General features: G+C 64.0%; 13 protein-coding genes. 4 read left to right on the forward strand and 9 right to left on the reverse strand.

What is annotated here, in order from left to right; genetic code table 11:
• The first annotated feature begins 129 nt into the window (after positions 1–129).
• Positions 130–1356 (forward strand): metallophosphoesterase family protein, encoded by a 1227-nt coding sequence (locus tag KBB96_RS08705; RefSeq protein ID WP_211634302.1) that lies wholly within the window; start codon positions 130–132, stop codon positions 1354–1356.
• 251 nt (positions 1357–1607) lie between these two features.
• Positions 1608–6278 (forward strand): glutamate synthase large subunit, encoded by a 4671-nt coding sequence (gltB, locus tag KBB96_RS08710; RefSeq protein ID WP_211634303.1) that lies wholly within the window; start codon positions 1608–1610, stop codon positions 6276–6278.
• A 117-nt stretch (positions 6279–6395) separates the two neighbouring features.
• Here the strand turns inward: gltB and KBB96_RS08715 are convergent, their stop codons facing one another.
• Positions 6396–7166 (reverse strand): SDR family NAD(P)-dependent oxidoreductase, encoded by a 771-nt coding sequence (locus tag KBB96_RS08715; protein WP_211634304.1) that lies wholly within the window; start codon positions 7164–7166, stop codon positions 6396–6398.
• Positions 7167–7250: 84 nt separating this feature from the next.
• Between KBB96_RS08715 and KBB96_RS08720 the strand changes: the two genes are divergently transcribed.
• Both KBB96_RS08720 and KBB96_RS08725 read left to right on the forward strand, forming a co-directional pair.
• A complete protein-coding gene (locus KBB96_RS08720) occupies positions 7251–7859 on the forward strand; it encodes a TetR/AcrR family transcriptional regulator (protein ID WP_211634305.1) in 609 nt (202 codons plus the stop codon).
• Positions 7860–7949: 90 nt separating this feature from the next.
• Complete coding sequence (locus tag KBB96_RS08725) at positions 7950–8654, forward strand: SDR family oxidoreductase (protein WP_211634306.1); 705 nt, start codon at positions 7950–7952, stop codon at positions 8652–8654.
• Between the two features lie 186 nt (positions 8655–8840).
• On the opposite strand, the gene KBB96_RS08730 is transcribed toward KBB96_RS08725, so the two are convergent.
• From KBB96_RS08730 to KBB96_RS08765, 8 genes are all read right to left on the reverse strand, one after another.
• Positions 8841–9986 carry a hypothetical protein gene (locus KBB96_RS08730; protein WP_211634307.1) on the reverse strand — a complete coding sequence of 382 codons (1146 nt, stop codon included), beginning with the start codon at positions 9984–9986 and terminating at the stop codon, positions 8841–8843.
• Positions 9987–10057: 71 nt separating this feature from the next.
• The gene (locus tag KBB96_RS08735; protein ID WP_211634308.1) at positions 10058–10516 is read right to left on the reverse strand and encodes a YkgJ family cysteine cluster protein; all 459 of its coding nucleotides are present in this window, start codon (positions 10514–10516) and stop codon (positions 10058–10060) included.
• 32 nt (positions 10517–10548) lie between these two features.
• Positions 10549–11670, reverse strand: coding sequence for an RMD1 family protein (locus KBB96_RS08740; RefSeq protein ID WP_211634309.1), 1122 nt, complete (start codon positions 11668–11670; stop codon positions 10549–10551).
• Positions 11671–11838: 168 nt separating this feature from the next.
• Positions 11839–12597 carry a biotin--[acetyl-CoA-carboxylase] ligase gene (locus tag KBB96_RS08745; RefSeq protein ID WP_211634310.1) on the reverse strand — a complete coding sequence of 253 codons (759 nt, stop codon included), beginning with the start codon at positions 12595–12597 and terminating at the stop codon, positions 11839–11841.
• Positions 12594–13448, reverse strand: coding sequence for a carboxylating nicotinate-nucleotide diphosphorylase (gene nadC / locus KBB96_RS08750; RefSeq protein WP_226373680.1), 855 nt, complete (start codon positions 13446–13448; stop codon positions 12594–12596). Before nadC ends, KBB96_RS08745 begins: the two co-directional genes overlap by 4 nt.
• 193 nt (positions 13449–13641) lie before the next feature.
• Entirely contained in the window at positions 13642–14061 is a 420-nt protein-coding gene (locus KBB96_RS08755) for a secondary thiamine-phosphate synthase enzyme YjbQ (protein ID WP_211634311.1), read from the reverse strand.
• Between the two features lie 178 nt (positions 14062–14239).
• Complete coding sequence (locus KBB96_RS08760; RefSeq protein ID WP_211634312.1) at positions 14240–15244, reverse strand: zinc-binding alcohol dehydrogenase family protein; 1005 nt, start codon at positions 15242–15244, stop codon at positions 14240–14242.
• Between the two features lie 27 nt (positions 15245–15271).
• A complete protein-coding gene (locus KBB96_RS08765; RefSeq protein WP_211634313.1) occupies positions 15272–16225 on the reverse strand; it encodes an AEC family transporter in 954 nt (317 codons plus the stop codon).
• Between the last annotated feature and the right edge of the window lie 89 nt (positions 16226–16314).

The raw sequence follows: 16314 nt of genomic DNA on the forward strand, positions 1-16314 counted from the left end.
TTGGTTTCCGGCAGCTTCGTTGGCGAGGTCGGCCAAGCCGGGCGATTCCCAACCCCAAAGAGGGAAAGCGGAGCTCCCCCCTTACATTTTTCCGCACGGCATTCTGCGGAACCATCGTATCATCCCGGCATGAACCGCCGTGACTTCCTCTGGACCACCGTACTCACCGGCTCCACCCCTCTGATCGCCCGTGCTGCGGAGGAAGCGCCCGTCCCGGCTCCGACTGTTCCGGAAGGCCCCCTCCCCGGACTTCCCACTGTCACCTCCATCACGCCGGACTCCGTCGCCATCGTCTGGAGCGTGAAAGGCCCATGCACCGGCTATGTCGAATACGGCAATACTCCGGAACTCGGAAAAACCGCCTACGGTTCCCAGGACGGCCTGCGGACCTTCGATGCCGCGGTTATCGCCATCCGTCTGCCGGACCTGAAACCGGGAGATCGCATCTACTACCGCACCGTCACGGCACCCATCCAATTCCCGAACCACTACAAAATCACCCGCGGCGCGGCGGTCGCCTCTCCGATTTTCGATTTCGGCATGCCCGGCCCCGCCACCGAGGCCCGCATCGCGATCTGGAACGACATCCACCAGCAAGCCCCCACCATCGAGGCGCTGGGCAAGGCCACACTGGCCTTCGGTCCCGATCTCATCGTGCTCAATGGCGATCTGGTGCAGGATCAGTTCAACAAGGAGCAGGATTTCACCGGAGCCCTCCTCAGCCTCGATAGCGGCCGCGATGCATGGTCGCGCCGCCCGATCGCCTTTGTCCGTGGCAATCACGATGCCCGCGGCTCCATTGCCCGCGATCTCAACCGCTTCGCCCCGCGTCCGCATGCCTATGGCTACCTCGGTCTGCTGAGGGTCGGGCCGGTGGGCGTCCTCATGCTGGATACGGGCGATGACAAGGAAGGCCCCGGCATCTATGGCGACATGGGCGACTTCGCCGCCTACCGCGAGAACCAGCGCGAGTGGCTCGAAAAAGCCGTCGCCGATCCACGCTTCGCCTCCGCTCCCTTCCGCCTGCTGTTCTGCCACATCCCGCTGCGCTGGAAGGAGCCGGAGAGCAAGGGCGCATGGTGCTCCGATGGCGATGCCCGCTGGTCCCCCCTGCTGGCGAAGGCGCGCATCCACGCCGTGATCTCCGGCCACACCCACCAGTTCTGGCACAGCCCGCCCACCGGGGACCGGCCCTACCACCAGATCGTTTCCGGTGGCCCGGAAACCACCTCCACCAAGTGGTCCCCCACCCCCGCCTGCTTGGTGAAAATCGAGGCCAATGCGAACACCCTCACCCTCAAGGTCACCGAAGCCCTCTCCGGCACCGAGCATTTGCAGTTGGAGCTGAAAGCGTAGCAGGAAGGTAGGAACGCCTCGCCGGGATGTCCCTACCTGCCCCATTCCGTGAATTTCCCGCCCCTTTGACCGAAAACCGCACGGATCACCCCGGGTTCGGTCAAACGCCCCTCTATTACTGCTTGGCAATTCGCCCGGCTTGAAGTTCATTTCCCGGCCCCGGATCGGGGTAACGATTCTCCGTTCCGGGGCCACTCATTGAGATGCAATCGCCGCATGGCGCGGCGCTTGCTGTTCATTAGGCCGAAACGATGAATCCGTTCTACCATACGAGCACGCCGCTGGTGCCAGGATCCCTGCACCAGCTTTCCCAAGAGCACGACAACTGCGGCATGGGCGCCATCGCCCACCTGAAGGGAAAACGTTCGTATCAGGTGCTCGATTACGCCCTGACCTCCGTCTGCTGCATGACCCACCGCGGTGCGGTCGATGCGGACATGAAGACCGGTGACGGCTCCGGCGTGCTCACCCAGATCCCCTTCCCGCTCTTCCGCAAGGCCGCCGCCAAGCTCGGCCACACGCTCGAAAACGACGCCGATCTGGCCGTCGGCGTGTTTTTCTTCCCCTTCGGCAATGCCAAGGTCATCGATCAGATCAAGTCGATCGCCAAGGACGTGCTGTCCAAGCGCGGCATCGCCCTCATCGGCTGGCGTGAAGTGCCGGTGGATGTGGATGCACTCGGCAAGGTCGCCGCGAACAGCCGTCCGCAGGTCGAGCACCTCCTGATGCTCAAGCCCGCCGCGTGGGATTCCGATACCTTCGAGCGCCAGCTTTACCTCACCCGCCGCGAGATCGAGCGCCTCACCAAGGAGATCGCGAACTTCTACATGCCGTCCTTCTCCAGCCGCCTGCTGTCCTACAAGGCGCTGGCGATGCCGGCCGCGCTGCGCGGTTTCTACCTGGACCTGCAGGACTCGGACTACGAGGTCGCCATCTCGCTCTACCACCAGCGCTTCTCCACCAACACCTTCCCCGCCTGGCCGCTCGGACAACCGTTCCGCATGATGTGCCACAACGGCGAGATCAACACCGTGGAGGGCAACCGCCACTGGATGACCTCGCGCGAGGAGTTCTTCGTCTCCCCGGTCTGGGGTGATGAGATCGATCTGGTGAAGGACCTGATCCGCCACGGCGAGTCCGACTCCGCCTCACTCGACCACGCGCTGGAACTGCTCGTCCTCTCCGGTCGCTCGCTGGAGCACGCCATGTGCATGCTCGTGCCGCCCGCCTATCGGAATGACGAGGAGATCTCGGACGACCTCCGCGCCTTCTACCAGTACAACCGCTCCTTCTCGGAGCCGTGGGACGGTCCGGCCGGTCTCGTCTATACGGATGGCACCAAGCTCTGCGCGTCGCTCGACCGCAACGGCCTGCGCCCGTCCCGCTACAAGCTCACCGAGGACGGCATCCTCTACATCGGCTCGGAAGCCGGAGCCGTCGTCATCGAGGACTCCACCGTCGTCCGCAAGGGCCGCCTCGGCCCGGGCCAGATGCTTTCCGCGAACACCGTGACCGGTGAGCTGAAGTACGACCGCAAGATCAAGGAGGAGCTCGCCCAGCAGAAGCCCTACCGCCGCTGGATCGATGAGAACCGCCTCGAGCTCCGCAAGTTCGTCTCGCCGGACGCGCACGCGCCGGACGTGGACTACTCCGCCCAGGAGCTGTCCCGCCAGCAGGTCGCCCACGGCGTCACGCAGGAGGACCTCGACATGGTCTTCCCGCCGATGATGAAGGGCGCGCAGGAGGCCGTCTTCTCGATGGGTGATGACATTCCGTTGGCCGTGCTCTCGCACTACCCGCGCCTGCTCTACACCTACTTCAAGCAGCTCTTCGCCCAGGTCACCAACCCGCCGATCGACCCGATCCGCGAGTGGGCCGTGATGTCGCTCTCCGCCGGCCTCGGACCGGAGCGCAACCTCCTCGATGAAACGCCGGAGCACTGCCGCATCATCAATCTCGAATCCGCCATCCTCCTCGAGCACGAGCTGGAGAAGGTGAAGCAGCTCGGCATGCACGGCTTCCCCGCCACCACGATCGACATGACGTGGGACGTGAAGGAAGGTGCCGCCGGTCTCAAGGCCCGCCTTGATGCGCTCTGCACCGAGGTCGAGAACGCCGTCGACCACGGCTACAACATCCTCGTCCTTTCCGACCGCGGCACGTCCTCGTCCCGCGTCGCCATCCCGACCATCCTCGCGATCGGCACCGTCCACCACCACCTCACCCGCGTCCGCAAGCGCATGCGCGCCTCCATCGTCGCGGAGACTGGTGAAGCGCGGGACGTGCATCAGGTCGCTTGCTGCTTCGGCTTCGGAGCCACCGCCGTGTGTCCGTATCTCGGCTACTCCACCGTGCGCAACCTGGTCCACCAGGAAGCCGCCAAGGGCAAGGCCGAGATCAGCGTGGACAAGGCGATGTCCAACTACCGCAAGGCGCTTGAAAAGGGCCTGCTCAAGATCATGTCCAAGATGGGCATCAGCGTGCTGAACTCCTATCAGGGTGCGCAGATCTTCGAAGCGGTCGGCATCGGCAAGGACGTCATCGCGTTCTCCTTCACCGGCGTGTCGTCGAAGATCGGCGGTATCAGCTTCGAGCAGATCGCGGAAGAATCGCTGGTGCGCCACCGCGCCGCCTTCGAGACCACCGTCGCCCCGGGCGAAACGCTCAACCTCGGCGACCCGGGCTACAACCGCTACCGCAAGTCCGGCGAGCGCCACGCGCTGACCACCGAGGTCATCAAGAACTTCCACACCTTCGTGAAGACCGGCAAGCACGAGGACTACGACGACTACGTCAAGGTCACGCTCGAAAGCTCGCCCGTCGCCATCAAGGACCTCATCGAGTTTGTCCCGGCCAAGTCCGGCGCGATCCCGATCGAGGAAGTCGAGTCCATCGAGGAGATCCGCAAGCGCTTCACCACCGCGGCCATGTCGCTGGGCGCGCTGTCCCCGGAAGCCCACGAGACCCTCGCCATCGCGATGAATCGCATCGGCGGCAAGTCGGACTCCGGCGAGGGCGGCGAGGACCCGGTGCGCTACAAGCCGTATCCGAACGGCGACTTCGCCCGCTCCTACATCAAGCAGATCGCCTCCGGCCGCTTCGGCGTCTCCGCCTACTACCTCGTCAATGCGGACGAGCTGGAGATCAAGATGGCCCAGGGCGCGAAGCCCGGCGAGGGCGGCCAGCTCCCCGGCCACAAGGTCAATGCGCTCATCGCCCGCCTGCGCAACACGCAGCCCGGCGTGCAGCTCATCTCGCCGCCGCCGCACCACGATATTTATAGTATCGAGGACCTCGCGCAGCTCATCCACGACCTCAAGGAAGTCAACCCGCGCGCCCGCATCACCGTGAAGCTCGTCGCCGAGTCCGGCGTGGGCACCGTGGCCGCAGGCGTGGCGAAAGCCTCCGCGGACAACATCCTCATCTCCGGCCATGAAGGTGGCACCGGCGCATCGCCGCTGTCCTCCACCAAGCACGCCGGTTCCTCATGGGAGCTCGGCCTTGCCGAAGCCCAGCAGACGCTGCTCATCAACAACCTCCGCAACCGCGTGACGGTCCGCACCGATGGCGGCCTGCGCACCGGCCGCGATGTGGTGATCGCCGCCGCGCTCGGTGCGGAGCAGTTCAACTTCGGCACCATCGCCATGGTCGCCATGGGCTGCGTCTACGTCCGCAAGTGCCACCTGAACAACTGCCCGGTCGGCATCGCCACCACCGATCCGAAGTTCCGCGCCAAGTTCAAGGGCACTCCGGAAATGGTCATCAACTTCTTCAACGGCGTGTCCGAGGAAGTCCGCGAGATCATGGCCTCCATCGGCGTCCGCACGCTGGACGAGATGATCGGCCGCCCGGAATACCTCAAGCAGCGCCACGTTCCGGATCATCCGAAGGCGAACGCGCTCGACCTCGCACCGATCCTCAAGGACGTGATCCCCACCCTCGCGGAAGCCACCGGCGTCCCCGCGGACACCATCGCCCGCATCCGCACCCAGGAGCGCAACGACGGCATCTCCAAGAAGTCGCTCGATATCCAGATCCTCTCCGATCTGGTCAAGGCCATCTCCGGCAACGCCCTCTCCGATGCTCCCGAATACGGCGCCACCGCCGTGTCCGATGAAATCGGCAGGGCCCTGCTCGTGCTCCCGGACCGTGCGGGCGTGAAGCTCGAGTATGATGTGGTCAACACCGACCGCAACATCGCCACCCGCCTCAGCGGCCGCATCGCGGAAGCCTACGGCGACCGCGGCCTGCCCGCCGGATCGATCCACATCACCTGCCGCGGCACCGCCGGCCAGTCCTTCGGCTGCTTCCTCGTCCGCGGGGTGAAGCTGGAGCTCATCGGCGAGGCCAACGACTACGTCGGCAAGGGCATGGCGGACGGCGAGATCGTCATCCGCGTCGCCGATGACGCGAACTTCGAAGCCGCCACCAACACCATCGCGGGCAACACCTGCTTCTACGGTGCCACCGGTGGCCGTGCGTTCATCAACGGTCGTGTCGGCGAGCGCTTCGGCGTCCGCAACTCCGGTGCCACCACCGTCATCGAAGGTTGCGGCGACCACGGCTGCGAATACATGACCAACGGCACCGTCGTCATCCTCGGCAAGACCGGCAAAAACTTCGGCGCGGGCATGTCCGGCGGTACGGCGTATGTCTATGACATCGACGACCGCTTCTACTCCCGCGTGAACTCCGAGATGGTCGTCGCCCTGCCGATGAAGCGCGAGGCCGACCTCGCCGAGCTCAAGAGCCTGATCGAGCTGCACGCCGAGAAAACCGGCAGCCCGCGCGCCAAGGAGCTCCTCGCCGACTGGCAGAAGGCCGCCTCCAAGTTCGTCCGCGTCATCGCCAAGGAACGCGCCGCGCTTGAAGAAGCCGAAGAAAAGCACGAAGCCGCCTCCATCCCGGCGGTGGCGAAGTAAACGCTTCTTCGATCAACACCTCATCCGAACAAACATGGCGGCCTCTACAGGCCGCCATGTTTGTTTCTTGGCTGCCACAGCCTGCCGCGGGACGCGACAGCCACGGTCACAGGCCGCTCAGTGGAGTCCACCCGCGATGTAGAACAACTCCCCTGTCACCCACGACGAATCATCGGAGGCCAGGAACACCGCCGCGCTGCCGATGTCATCCGGACGACCGATGCGGCCCAGCGGCGAGATCGTTTCCAGATGCTTGCGGAATTCGCTCTCATCCGCGGTGATGCCCGCGCTGCGCGTTCCTTCCGTATCCACCATGCCCGGATTGATCGCGTTCACACGGATGCCGCGCGCGCCGAGTTCCTTGGAAAGCACCCGGGTGATGGTGTCCACCGCGCCCTTGGTGCCGCTGTAAACGGAGGAGCCAGGAGGCGCGTAGGTGCTCACCACGGAGCTGATGTTGATCACGCTGCCACCGGTGGGATTGAACTGCTTCACCGCTTCTTTCGTGGTCAGCAGCAGGCCCAGGACGTTCAAGCCGAACTGTTGCTGGAACGATTCCGCCGTCACCTCCTCCAGCGGGGCCATCTGGTAGATGCCCGCGTTGTTCACCAGGATATCGATCGGACCATAGGCCGCCACGCTCTCCGCGATCAACCGGGTGATGTCCTCCTGCTTGGAAACGTCCGCCTGCACCGCGAGCGCCTTGCCGCCCGCGCCGGTGATCTCCGCCACCACACGGTCCGCGCCATCACGGCTCGACGCGTAGTTCACGATGACGGACGCACCCTCCGCCGCCAAGAGACGGGCGATGGAGGCACCGATGCCCTTCGAGGCTCCGGTCACGATGGCATGCTTGCCGGCGAGTTTCTTGGAAATGGTCGTGCTCATGTTTGGTTGGTTATTTTTGTAACGAACGATACAGAACTAGCCGCTGGACTTCGCCCGGTCAAGGGGTATTTTTTACCGAAAGGTATGAATCATCCCAAATCCCCCACCGGCATCGGTCGTCCGCGCGCATTCGACGCGGAGGAGGCGCTGGAAAAGGCCCTGCGTGTCTTTTGGGAAAAAGGCTACGAGGGCACCTCGATGAATGATCTCACCGCAGCCATGGGCATCAACCGCCCCAGCCTCTACGCCGCCTTCGGCAACAAGGAGTCCCTGTTCCGCAAGGCGCTGGCCCGTTACACCGAAGGCCCGGCCGCCTACGTGAAGACCGCGCTCTCGCTGCCCACCGCTCGTCAAACCGCTGAGGCGCTGCTCCAAGGCGCGGTCGAGATGATGGCGAATCCGGATCACCCGCGCGGCTGCTTCGCCATCCAGAGCGCCCTGGCCTGCGGCGATGAGGCCGCTCCTGTCCGGGATGAACTCGTCTCCGCACGCTGCTCCACCCTGGTGGCCCTGGAAGACCGCTTCCAGCGGGCACAGAAAGCCGGAGAGTTCCCGAAAGGCACCGATCCCGCACGTCTCGCCCGCTACATCGCCACCGTCATGCAGGGCATGTCCGTGCAGGCCGCCAGCGGCACCACGGTGGAGGATCTGCGTGGCATCGCCGAGCAGGCCATGCTCGCCTGGCCTTCTTGATCCATCTTCCCGGTTGCATCCGGCGCGAGCTTCGATTTGTTCGGTGCGAGCACGTTTTCGTCCCGAACCGCCGTAGAAGTCCCCGCACCCATGTCACCCCTGCAAGGCAAGACCATCCTCGTCACCGGCGCATCCAGCGGCATCGGCCGCGCCCTCTGCGAACAGCTCGTGTATCGCGGGGCGAACGTCCTCGGCGTCACCCGCCGTCCCTCCGCGCTTCCCGAGGATGTCAGCCCGATCGAGGCGGACTTGTCTCAGCGGGATGAGGTCTCCACCATCTTCCGCGGCCTCGGCCGCATCGACGCGCTGGTGAACTCCGCCGGAGTCGCCCACCTCGCCCCCATCATCAGTGGCAACCCCGCCGACTGGGAGGAAATGTGGCGCGTCAATGTGCTCGCCCTCACCCTCTGCTGCCAGCTTTCGCTGCGCCACTTCCCCGCGGAGGGCGGCCGTATCGTCAATGTCTCCTCCATGAGCGGCCACCGCGTGCCACCCACCGGTGGCTTCTACTCGCCCACCAAATTCGCCGTGCGTGCCGTGACCGATTCCCTGCGCCACGAACTCAAGGCCGCCGGTTCCACCATCCAGGTCTCCAGCGTCTCACCGGGCTTCGTCGATACCCCGCTGCTGGAAACCTACTTCCTCGGCCGCGAGGACACGCTCAAAGGCATCCGCGCGCACATGAAGATGCTCACGCCCGTGGACGTGGCCTACTGCATCCTCACCATTCTGGAAGCCCCCGCCCATGTGGAGATCGGAGACATCCAGCTCAGGAGTTCGGACCAGCCGCAGTAGGAAGTAGCACAAGCATTCCCGCTTGTGAGTGGGTGTGGCTCATTCGCGAGATGCAGCCACAACCGTGCTAACAATTCCCGCTGCGAACCTGCTGGGCAATCTACCGTAGACGGGCAGGATCGGCCTCTCCCACTCACAAACAGGAATGCTTGTAATACCTCTTCCGTCGCTGCGGGAGGCAGAGACTCACTTGTCCTGCCCAATCCGTTCCCGCGTGCGCGCCGCCGCATCCTTGCGGAGTTTCGTCTGCTTCTCCGAACATTCCTCGATCTTCGCGAACGTATCGTTGTAGCGCTTGATGTCCGCATCCTCCTTGAAAATGATTTTGCCTTCGGCCACGCGCCATCGTCCATGGGACTCCTCCATGAACCCCGCCAGATCGGCGATGTGTTCCACCACCTCCTCCTCAAGATCCCACATCTGTTTGCTCGTCTCGCGGGTCTTGCCAAATCCGGTCTTGAATCCCGCGATCGCATCCCGCTTCGTCTTCTCTCCGATCCCTGCTGCCTCGATCCGGCGGGGCAGATCCTCCATCATCCGCTCCTGTTTCTCCCGCCACCGGGCCACGACCTCCCGCCCTTTTTCCAGCAGTTCGTGGGTCTCTTTGAAATCCTTGTCCTCCGCCAGCCGTTCCGGTTGGAGCACCCCTGAAAAACCCGTCCGTCCGAGATCATCGGTATAGCCGGTTGTCGTCGCGGCGACATCGGCCAGATAGGTGTTCATCACCCGGCTGAGCTTGCCCGCATCGGTTTCCGAAGACAGCCCGGCCGGCGCCTTGAATTCCTCCGGATTCAAAACCTTTCCTTCCTCCGCGTTCTTCGCCATGCGGGCAGCCTTTTCATTCATGTCCGCCAGAAAGGTCTCCTCTTCCAGCTTTTGTTTTTCACGGGCCGCCGAGGACCGCCGCATGGCAGGAGCGAGGAGAAGGCCCATGATCGACAGGCCGGCCATGATGAGAACTCCCACGGAATAGGCTTTTGCAAAAACCGCGAGGAAACGCCTTTTGAAAGCCGTCATGATCCCCGCACTGACCAATCCGGTCACCACGCCAACGACCACGCACGCCAGGAAGCCCCCGGCAAACCGGATGACAGTCCCTTTGGTTCCGGAGGATCCAGCCTGGTCCCCAAAAACCGCAATCAAAGAAACCATCAGCCCTGCGATCACCGTGGAGGCGATGACATAGCTGGCCAGCGGCAGCGTCTTTCTTTCCTTCAATAGCGCAGGCACGGTGGTGAGCTGCTGGCAGGACGAGCAGGTCATCATCTTCCCCTCCTCTCCATCGCTCACATGGAGAACGTGTCCGCAGTGGCCGCATCGGAATGCATTCATGCTTCCCTCTACCAATCACATGATCCCTTGCCCAGCCCGATACCGTGGCAGGCCGGACAACGCTCGACGTACTATCGTCCTCTTCGCCTCTTCGCGGGCAATACCACCATCGCCTCCGCAACCGCCACCGGCAGATTGACGCCCCCATTCCCACCGAGCTGCCGGTCCACCTCCTCCAGCCGCTGGATCAGATCCCGCACTTCATGCCGTGCATACGGGCCGCCCGCCGCCTCGCAGAAATGCGTACGGCATCCGAACGGGCGTCCCTCATAGATCTGGCAAAGTCCATTCTTTCCAAGAAACGGACACGAACCATCCGCGGGCAACGCGACCTCCTTCCGCCCCGCAGCCCGCCAGGCCCGCGCCGCGACCAGCGCCTCGCCTTTCGTCAGGAAAGGCGTGCGGCCATTGAGGCGGAAGCGGCAGCACTGCGACACGCCCGTGCAATTCCGCGCCACCGGCCTCGCGGCCAGGGCGGCGTAAACCTCGCGTACGGTGGCGATGGCGGCGTCCGTATCCGTTTCCGGCATGGCCGGACGTTGCGCCCCGTCCCTGCCCGCGGTCAATGCCAGCGTTTCCCCAGTTCCGTGAGCAGCAGGACGATGTCGATCACGAACATCAGCACGATGGACGCCTCCAGCACCAGCATCACGCGGTGGTTGTGCTCCTGCTTGAGCATCTCGTAGAGGTCATCGAGCGTCTTGAGCTTGTCGTCGATCGTGCGGTGCCAGTCGGCCAGATGGAAACGCTTCGACATCGTGTCATAGAGCCGCGCCAGGTGCCAATCACCGAAGAACTTGGTGATGTTCGAGATCTCATCGCTGAAGCGCGCGAGATCGATCCGCACCTCGCGCAAATGCGGCAGCAGACCTTTGCGGCGGGATGACTTCGGCGGCTTCATCAGATCCGCGTAGGATTTCTCCAGCGCCGCATCGATGATGCGATCGTAGGCGATCAACTCCTCAAGCTGGAGGTTGGCGAGCTCCATCGCATACAGCGTTTCCTCGAAATCTCCGGGCCGGTCCACCACCAGCGCCGCATCCCAGTCCGCGACGACAAGGTCGCTCTGATAATACGTCAGATACCGCGAGGTCGATTCACGCGCCTCCTGATGCGAAAGCCGCTGCGGTTCGCTCTCCTGCGTCACCAGCGCGGCGATCGTACGGCGGTGCAAACGGAACCACTCCTCGCTGTGGAAAGCCTCGTCCGGCGTCTCCAGGCAATACACCTGGTAGTCCTCTCCCTCCGGCAATTCCTCCGCAGGCCTTACCGCGGAGGGTGCCAGTTCTTTCCGCAACTGCTCCGCCAGCACCAGCGCATGCGCCTTGATCACGCCCTCTGCGAACGCCGGATGATGAAACGGAATCAACCCCTCCAACGCCGCCACCGCAAACGGCACCCGCAGCGTGATGCTCACCGCCCCGATCGGCAGCACCTTCACGATCCGTTGCGCCGTGGCATCGCCCAGCGGCGTGCGCAGCGTCACCGGATCGAGCTGCGCCATACGCGGCAGATAAAAAAGCTGCTGCCGGGGCGAGCCTTTCGACACCCCCGGCTGGTGCGGCACCAGCGGCTTGCCGAGCAGCGTTTTGAGATCGCCGCGCTTCAATTCATACGCCACATCGAAGGCGTGGAAAAACACCACTTCCCCTTTCAGCACGGCGGTTGGATCGTCAACAGGCACCCGATGACAGGATAGCCGCACCGCCCCCGCCTGTCAGGCGCTTTCCCGTGACGAATGTAGTCGAAAGCTCCGCTTTCGATCAGTCTCCGCCGGCTCCAGTTGGCGGTGGCCAGTCAAGCCGAACGAGGTCCGCCACCGCAGAGGGCAAGCGGAGCTTCCCCCTACATATTACTCCACCACCCGTACTTCATCCGCCTGCAGGATGCGCTCCAGCCTGCCATCCACCGAGAGCAACAACTCCCCGCCCGTACCGATGCCCTCGCAAAACCCTTCCCGCAGGCCATCCGCGGACATCAGCCGGATGCGCCTTCCCGTCAACACGCAACGGCTGCGCACCGCATCCAGCAGCAGCGGAAAATCCACCCCGATCTGGTGCCGCCGCACATCCAGCCGTCTCAAAATCTCCGCGAACACCCCGGCGCGATCCACCGGCTCACCGGTCTCCAGCCACAGCGAGGTCGCGCTGTCCGCCAGCTCCGCGGGAAACTCCGCGACATTCACATTCACGCCGATGCCGATCACCACGTGGTGGCCGCCGGACTCCACCAGCACGCCGCAGATCTTCCGCCCGTCGATCCACACGTCGTTCGGCCACTTGATGCCCGCCGTCACGCCGTGCAACTCCAGCGCCTCCGCCACCGCCAGTCCCGCCGCCAATGCCAGTCGCGGCCACAGGCCCGCCGGTTCCGCAGGCCGCGCCAGCACGGAAAACGCCAGCGCCTCGCCCGGCGGACACACCCACGCCGCACCACGCCGGCCTCGCCCGGATGTCTGCCGGTTCGCGATCACCACCGCGCCATCCGCCGCACCGGCCTCCGCGAGACGGCGCACCTCGTCGTTGGTCGAATCGATCTCCTCGCGGATGTACAAACGCATGTCATCCGGCAGCAGCGGCCCGATGGCCGTGAACTCCTCCACCGCATTCATCCCCGCAGCGCGACAAAATCCATGCCCAGATCCAAAGCCGGAGCCGAGTGCGTGATCGAGCCGATCGAGATGAAATCCACGCCCGTCTCCGCGATCGTGCGCACCGTGGCGAGATTCACATTGCCACTGGCTTCCAGGTACGGCTTCACACGATCACCGCGCATCGCCACGGCTTTCCGAATCAACTCGGGCGCCATGTTGTCGAGCAGGATGTGATCCACGCCATCGAGTCCCAGGAACGCTTCCACCTGGTCGAGCCGATCGGCTTCCATCTCCACCTCCACGTCCGGATGATCCGCCTTCAAGCGGTGGATCGACTTCTGGATCTCATCCAGTCCTCCTTCCGCCACGAGGTGGTTGTCCTTCACCATCGCACGGTCATAGAGCCCCATGCGGTGGTTCGTGCCACCGCCATGCAACACGGCGCGCTTCTCCAGCGCCCGGTAGCCCGGAGTGGTCTTGCGGGTGTCCAGGATGCGGGCGTTGGTGCCCTTCACCAACTCCACATAGCGCGCGGTGGCCGTTGCCACGCCGCTGAGACGCTGGAGGAAATTCAGCGCGGTGCGCTCCGCTGTTAGAATCGAGCGCGCAGGACCGGTGATGCACATCACCACCGCACCTTCGGAAACACGGCTGCCATTCGGCAGCAGCACCTCCACATCGAGAGCCACATCCACCTCATGGAACACCGCCTGCGCGATGTCCACACCGGAGATCACCCCCTCCTTGCGCGCCACGATCATCGCGCGCGCCTGCCGGTCGGACGGGATGAAGTACATGGCGGTGACGTCACCCAGACCGATGTCTTCAGCGAGGGCTTGTCCGATCAGAACGCGGGCGGAGGCTTCCACGGCGGAAATCTAACGAAGAATCCGCCCGGCGCAAGCGGTGCCTTTCCAGGCCTCTTGCCCACCCGCGGATCGCAGTAAATCGGCGGCAATTTGAAACCGCGGCAGTCGCAGAAAACGTGATTGAGATCAAAGCCTTCTTAAATAATCCGCGTCATCCCCATCATGAACGACCCTCATCGCCCTCCCCTCCGGCTCACTCCCCCACCACGCTCACCACGATCTCCCGCCGGTGTGGCGCGCGGCGATGCTCGAACAGGAAAATCCCCTGCCACGTCCCCAAGGTCATCCGTCCCCGCATCACAGGCACCACCTCGCTGGTGCGCGTGAGTGCCATCCGGATGTGACTCGGCATGTCATCCGGTCCTTCCAGCGTATGAATGAACCACGGCGTATCCTCCGGCACCAGTTTGTCGAAAAACACCTCCAGATCCCTCCGCGCGCTCGGGTCCGCGTTCTCCATGATCACCAGGCTCGCGCTGGTGTGGCGCACGAACACCGTCACCGTTCCCGTCGCAATGCCCGACCGCGCCACGATCCCGGCCACCTCATCGGTGATCTCATACGTGCCCTTGCCACGGGAGCGGACTTCAAAGGATTCGGCGTGTGCGGACATGGCTGTTTCTATTCCAGCATGAGAGGAAAGAAAGAACCGCGTCGCTCGCACCGCGCCTTTTCCTAACAGCTCCCAGGCATTCTCCGGAATGCATTCACACGCAGGTGATGCCCTATCCAAAGAACCAGATGCCAACCTCCGCCGATCATGAGCTGAAGAGCATTTTCACGTGATCCGATCACTCCCACCCTTCCAGCACCCATTTCCCATACACCGTTCCGCCTTCCAAAGCCTCGTGGGCCACGCGGAGATGATCCGGAGTGATGGTGCCGAGGTTCCGCGTCATCAACTGCTTGAGCTGCCCGGCCTCGATCCGGCACGCGATCTCTTCCAGAATCTCACCCTGCCGCGCCATGTCGTGCGTCTGGAACTTCGACCGCGAGAACATGAACTCCCACGCGATCCGCACGCACTTCGCTTTGAACGGATCGCCGATCCGCAGCGCCTCCAGCGGTTCCACGATCATGCCGATCGCTCCCAGCGGCGCGATCAGTTCACCCATCTGCTGCCAATACGCGGACGGCTCATGCAGGTTCACGATGAATGGCACTTCGGAAAAACCGAGCGCCGAGAGCTGTGGAGCCAGCGGCTCGCGATGACTCACCACATGATCCGCGCCAAGATCGCGGCACCACTTCTCCGTGTTCTCACGCGAGGCCGTGGCAATCACTTCCAGTCCCGCATGCTTCGCGAGCTGGATCAGCGCCGATCCCACGCCACCCGCGCCATTGATGATGAGCAGCGCCTTGCCCGCATCACCGCCGTGCTCGTCCACACCCATGCGTTCGAATAGCAGTTCCCACGCCGTCAGCGATACCAGCGGCCACGCCGCGGCCACGGAGAAGCCGATCGTCGTCGGCTTGTGCGCCACGATCCGCGCATCCACCAGTTGCAGCTCCGAGTTCGATCCAGGGCGCGTCACATCCCCGGCATAGAACACCTCGTCATCCACGCGGAAGTCCACCACCTCTGAACCCACCGCCACCACCGTGCCCGCCGCATCCCAACCGAGCACGCGCGGATCCAGCGAACCACCCAGCGTCTTGCGGATCTTGGTATCCACCGGGTTCACACCCACCGCTTCCACCTTCACCAGCAGGTCGTGGGGACCGGGCACCGGCCCGGCGAGTTCGACGTAGGCGAGGCTGGAACGATCCGGTGAAGTGGCGCCGATGGCTTTCATGTGCCCATCGTTCGCCTAACACGGCCCTCAGTTCAACCCCGGTTTCAATCCCACCCAGGCGCTGCCCCAACTGATGATCCACGGAATCGTCGCCAGGCTCAGCAAAGTCGTGGCCATCACCACCTGCACCGCGATCCCGGCGCGCCCCCCGTAGAGACGCGCCAGCAGGATCGGCGTCATCGCCGCGGGCATCGCCGCCTGCACGATCAGCACCTGCTTCAATTCCACCGCGATCGGCAGGAATTTAGCCGCGCACAGGATCACCATCGGGGAAAGCACCAGCCTCACCAGCGTGCCACCGGCCACCACCTTCCAGGACGGCCGCTCGTTCTTCGCCAGATCCAGCAGGATCGCGCCGGTCAGCATGATCGCCACCGGAAAGGCACCCGCGCCCAGCATGTGCAGCGCCTCGCGCGGCGGCCCCATGATCCACTTGTCGGCTCCCGTCGCCACCATCAGCAAACCGGTCACCACCGCGAACACCGGACCATTCAGCAGCCTCCGCCATTGGATCGTATTCGAGCCGCTGAGCAGCATCACCCCCACCGACCACACCGCCAGCTCCACGCCCAGATTGTGAACGGCCAGCACCGCCACCGCGCCCGCAGGCCACAGTTTCTCCACCACCGGGATCGCCGTGTAGCCGAAGTTCTGGAGCCCCGATGACAGCGCGAAGGTCCGCCGTCCCGTCCCCCGCTCCAGCCCGATGAATTTTCCGAACACCCATCCGATCGCGATCCCCATCACCGGCAGCAGGAAGCCGATCGCGATCGGCCACACCACCGCGGACAGATTCCGCACCGCGGACGATCCCAGGACCTTGTCCAACAGAAAGCACGGATACATCACGTGGAACGCCACGTGCATCGTCGCCTCGTCGTGTTCCTTCCGCAGCACGCCCACCCGCCGCAGGATCACGCCGATCAGCAGCAGCAGATACGGCGGCAGGACGGACCAGACGATCTCTTTCGTGGAAAGCACCGGCGGAGCCTTGTCCCCTCAAACCGGAGAGACAATCCCGAACTCACCCTCCGGCGAACCCAACCAGTTCCAGCGGCAATAAGAAGGGA

Source organism: Luteolibacter ambystomatis, from assembly GCF_018137965.1.
In the GTDB taxonomy this organism is placed as follows: domain Bacteria; phylum Verrucomicrobiota; class Verrucomicrobiia; order Verrucomicrobiales; family Akkermansiaceae; genus Luteolibacter; species Luteolibacter ambystomatis.

Excerpts from the sequence above, each read along its gene's own strand:
- KBB96_RS08730 (WP_211634307.1), bottom strand. The coding sequence starts at position 9,986 with ATGAATGCATTCCGATGCGGCCACTGCGGACACGTTCTCCATGTGAGC.
- KBB96_RS08760 (WP_211634312.1), bottom strand. The coding sequence starts at position 15,244 with ATGAAAGCCATCGGCGCCACTTCACCGGATCGTTCCAGCCTCGCCTAC.
- KBB96_RS08720 (WP_211634305.1), top strand. The coding sequence starts at position 7,251 with ATGAATCATCCCAAATCCCCCACCGGCATCGGTCGTCCGCGCGCATTC.
- KBB96_RS08705 (WP_211634302.1), top strand. The coding sequence starts at position 130 with ATGAACCGCCGTGACTTCCTCTGGACCACCGTACTCACCGGCTCCACC.
- KBB96_RS08725 (WP_211634306.1), top strand. The coding sequence starts at position 7,950 with ATGTCACCCCTGCAAGGCAAGACCATCCTCGTCACCGGCGCATCCAGC.
- gltB (WP_211634303.1), top strand. The coding sequence starts at position 1,608 with ATGAATCCGTTCTACCATACGAGCACGCCGCTGGTGCCAGGATCCCTG.
- KBB96_RS08755 (WP_211634311.1), bottom strand. The coding sequence starts at position 14,061 with ATGTCCGCACACGCCGAATCCTTTGAAGTCCGCTCCCGTGGCAAGGGC.
- KBB96_RS08745 (WP_211634310.1), bottom strand. The coding sequence starts at position 12,597 with ATGAATGCGGTGGAGGAGTTCACGGCCATCGGGCCGCTGCTGCCGGAT.
- KBB96_RS08715 (WP_211634304.1), bottom strand. The coding sequence starts at position 7,166 with ATGAGCACGACCATTTCCAAGAAACTCGCCGGCAAGCATGCCATCGTG.
- KBB96_RS08735 (WP_211634308.1), bottom strand. The coding sequence starts at position 10,516 with ATGCCGGAAACGGATACGGACGCCGCCATCGCCACCGTACGCGAGGTT.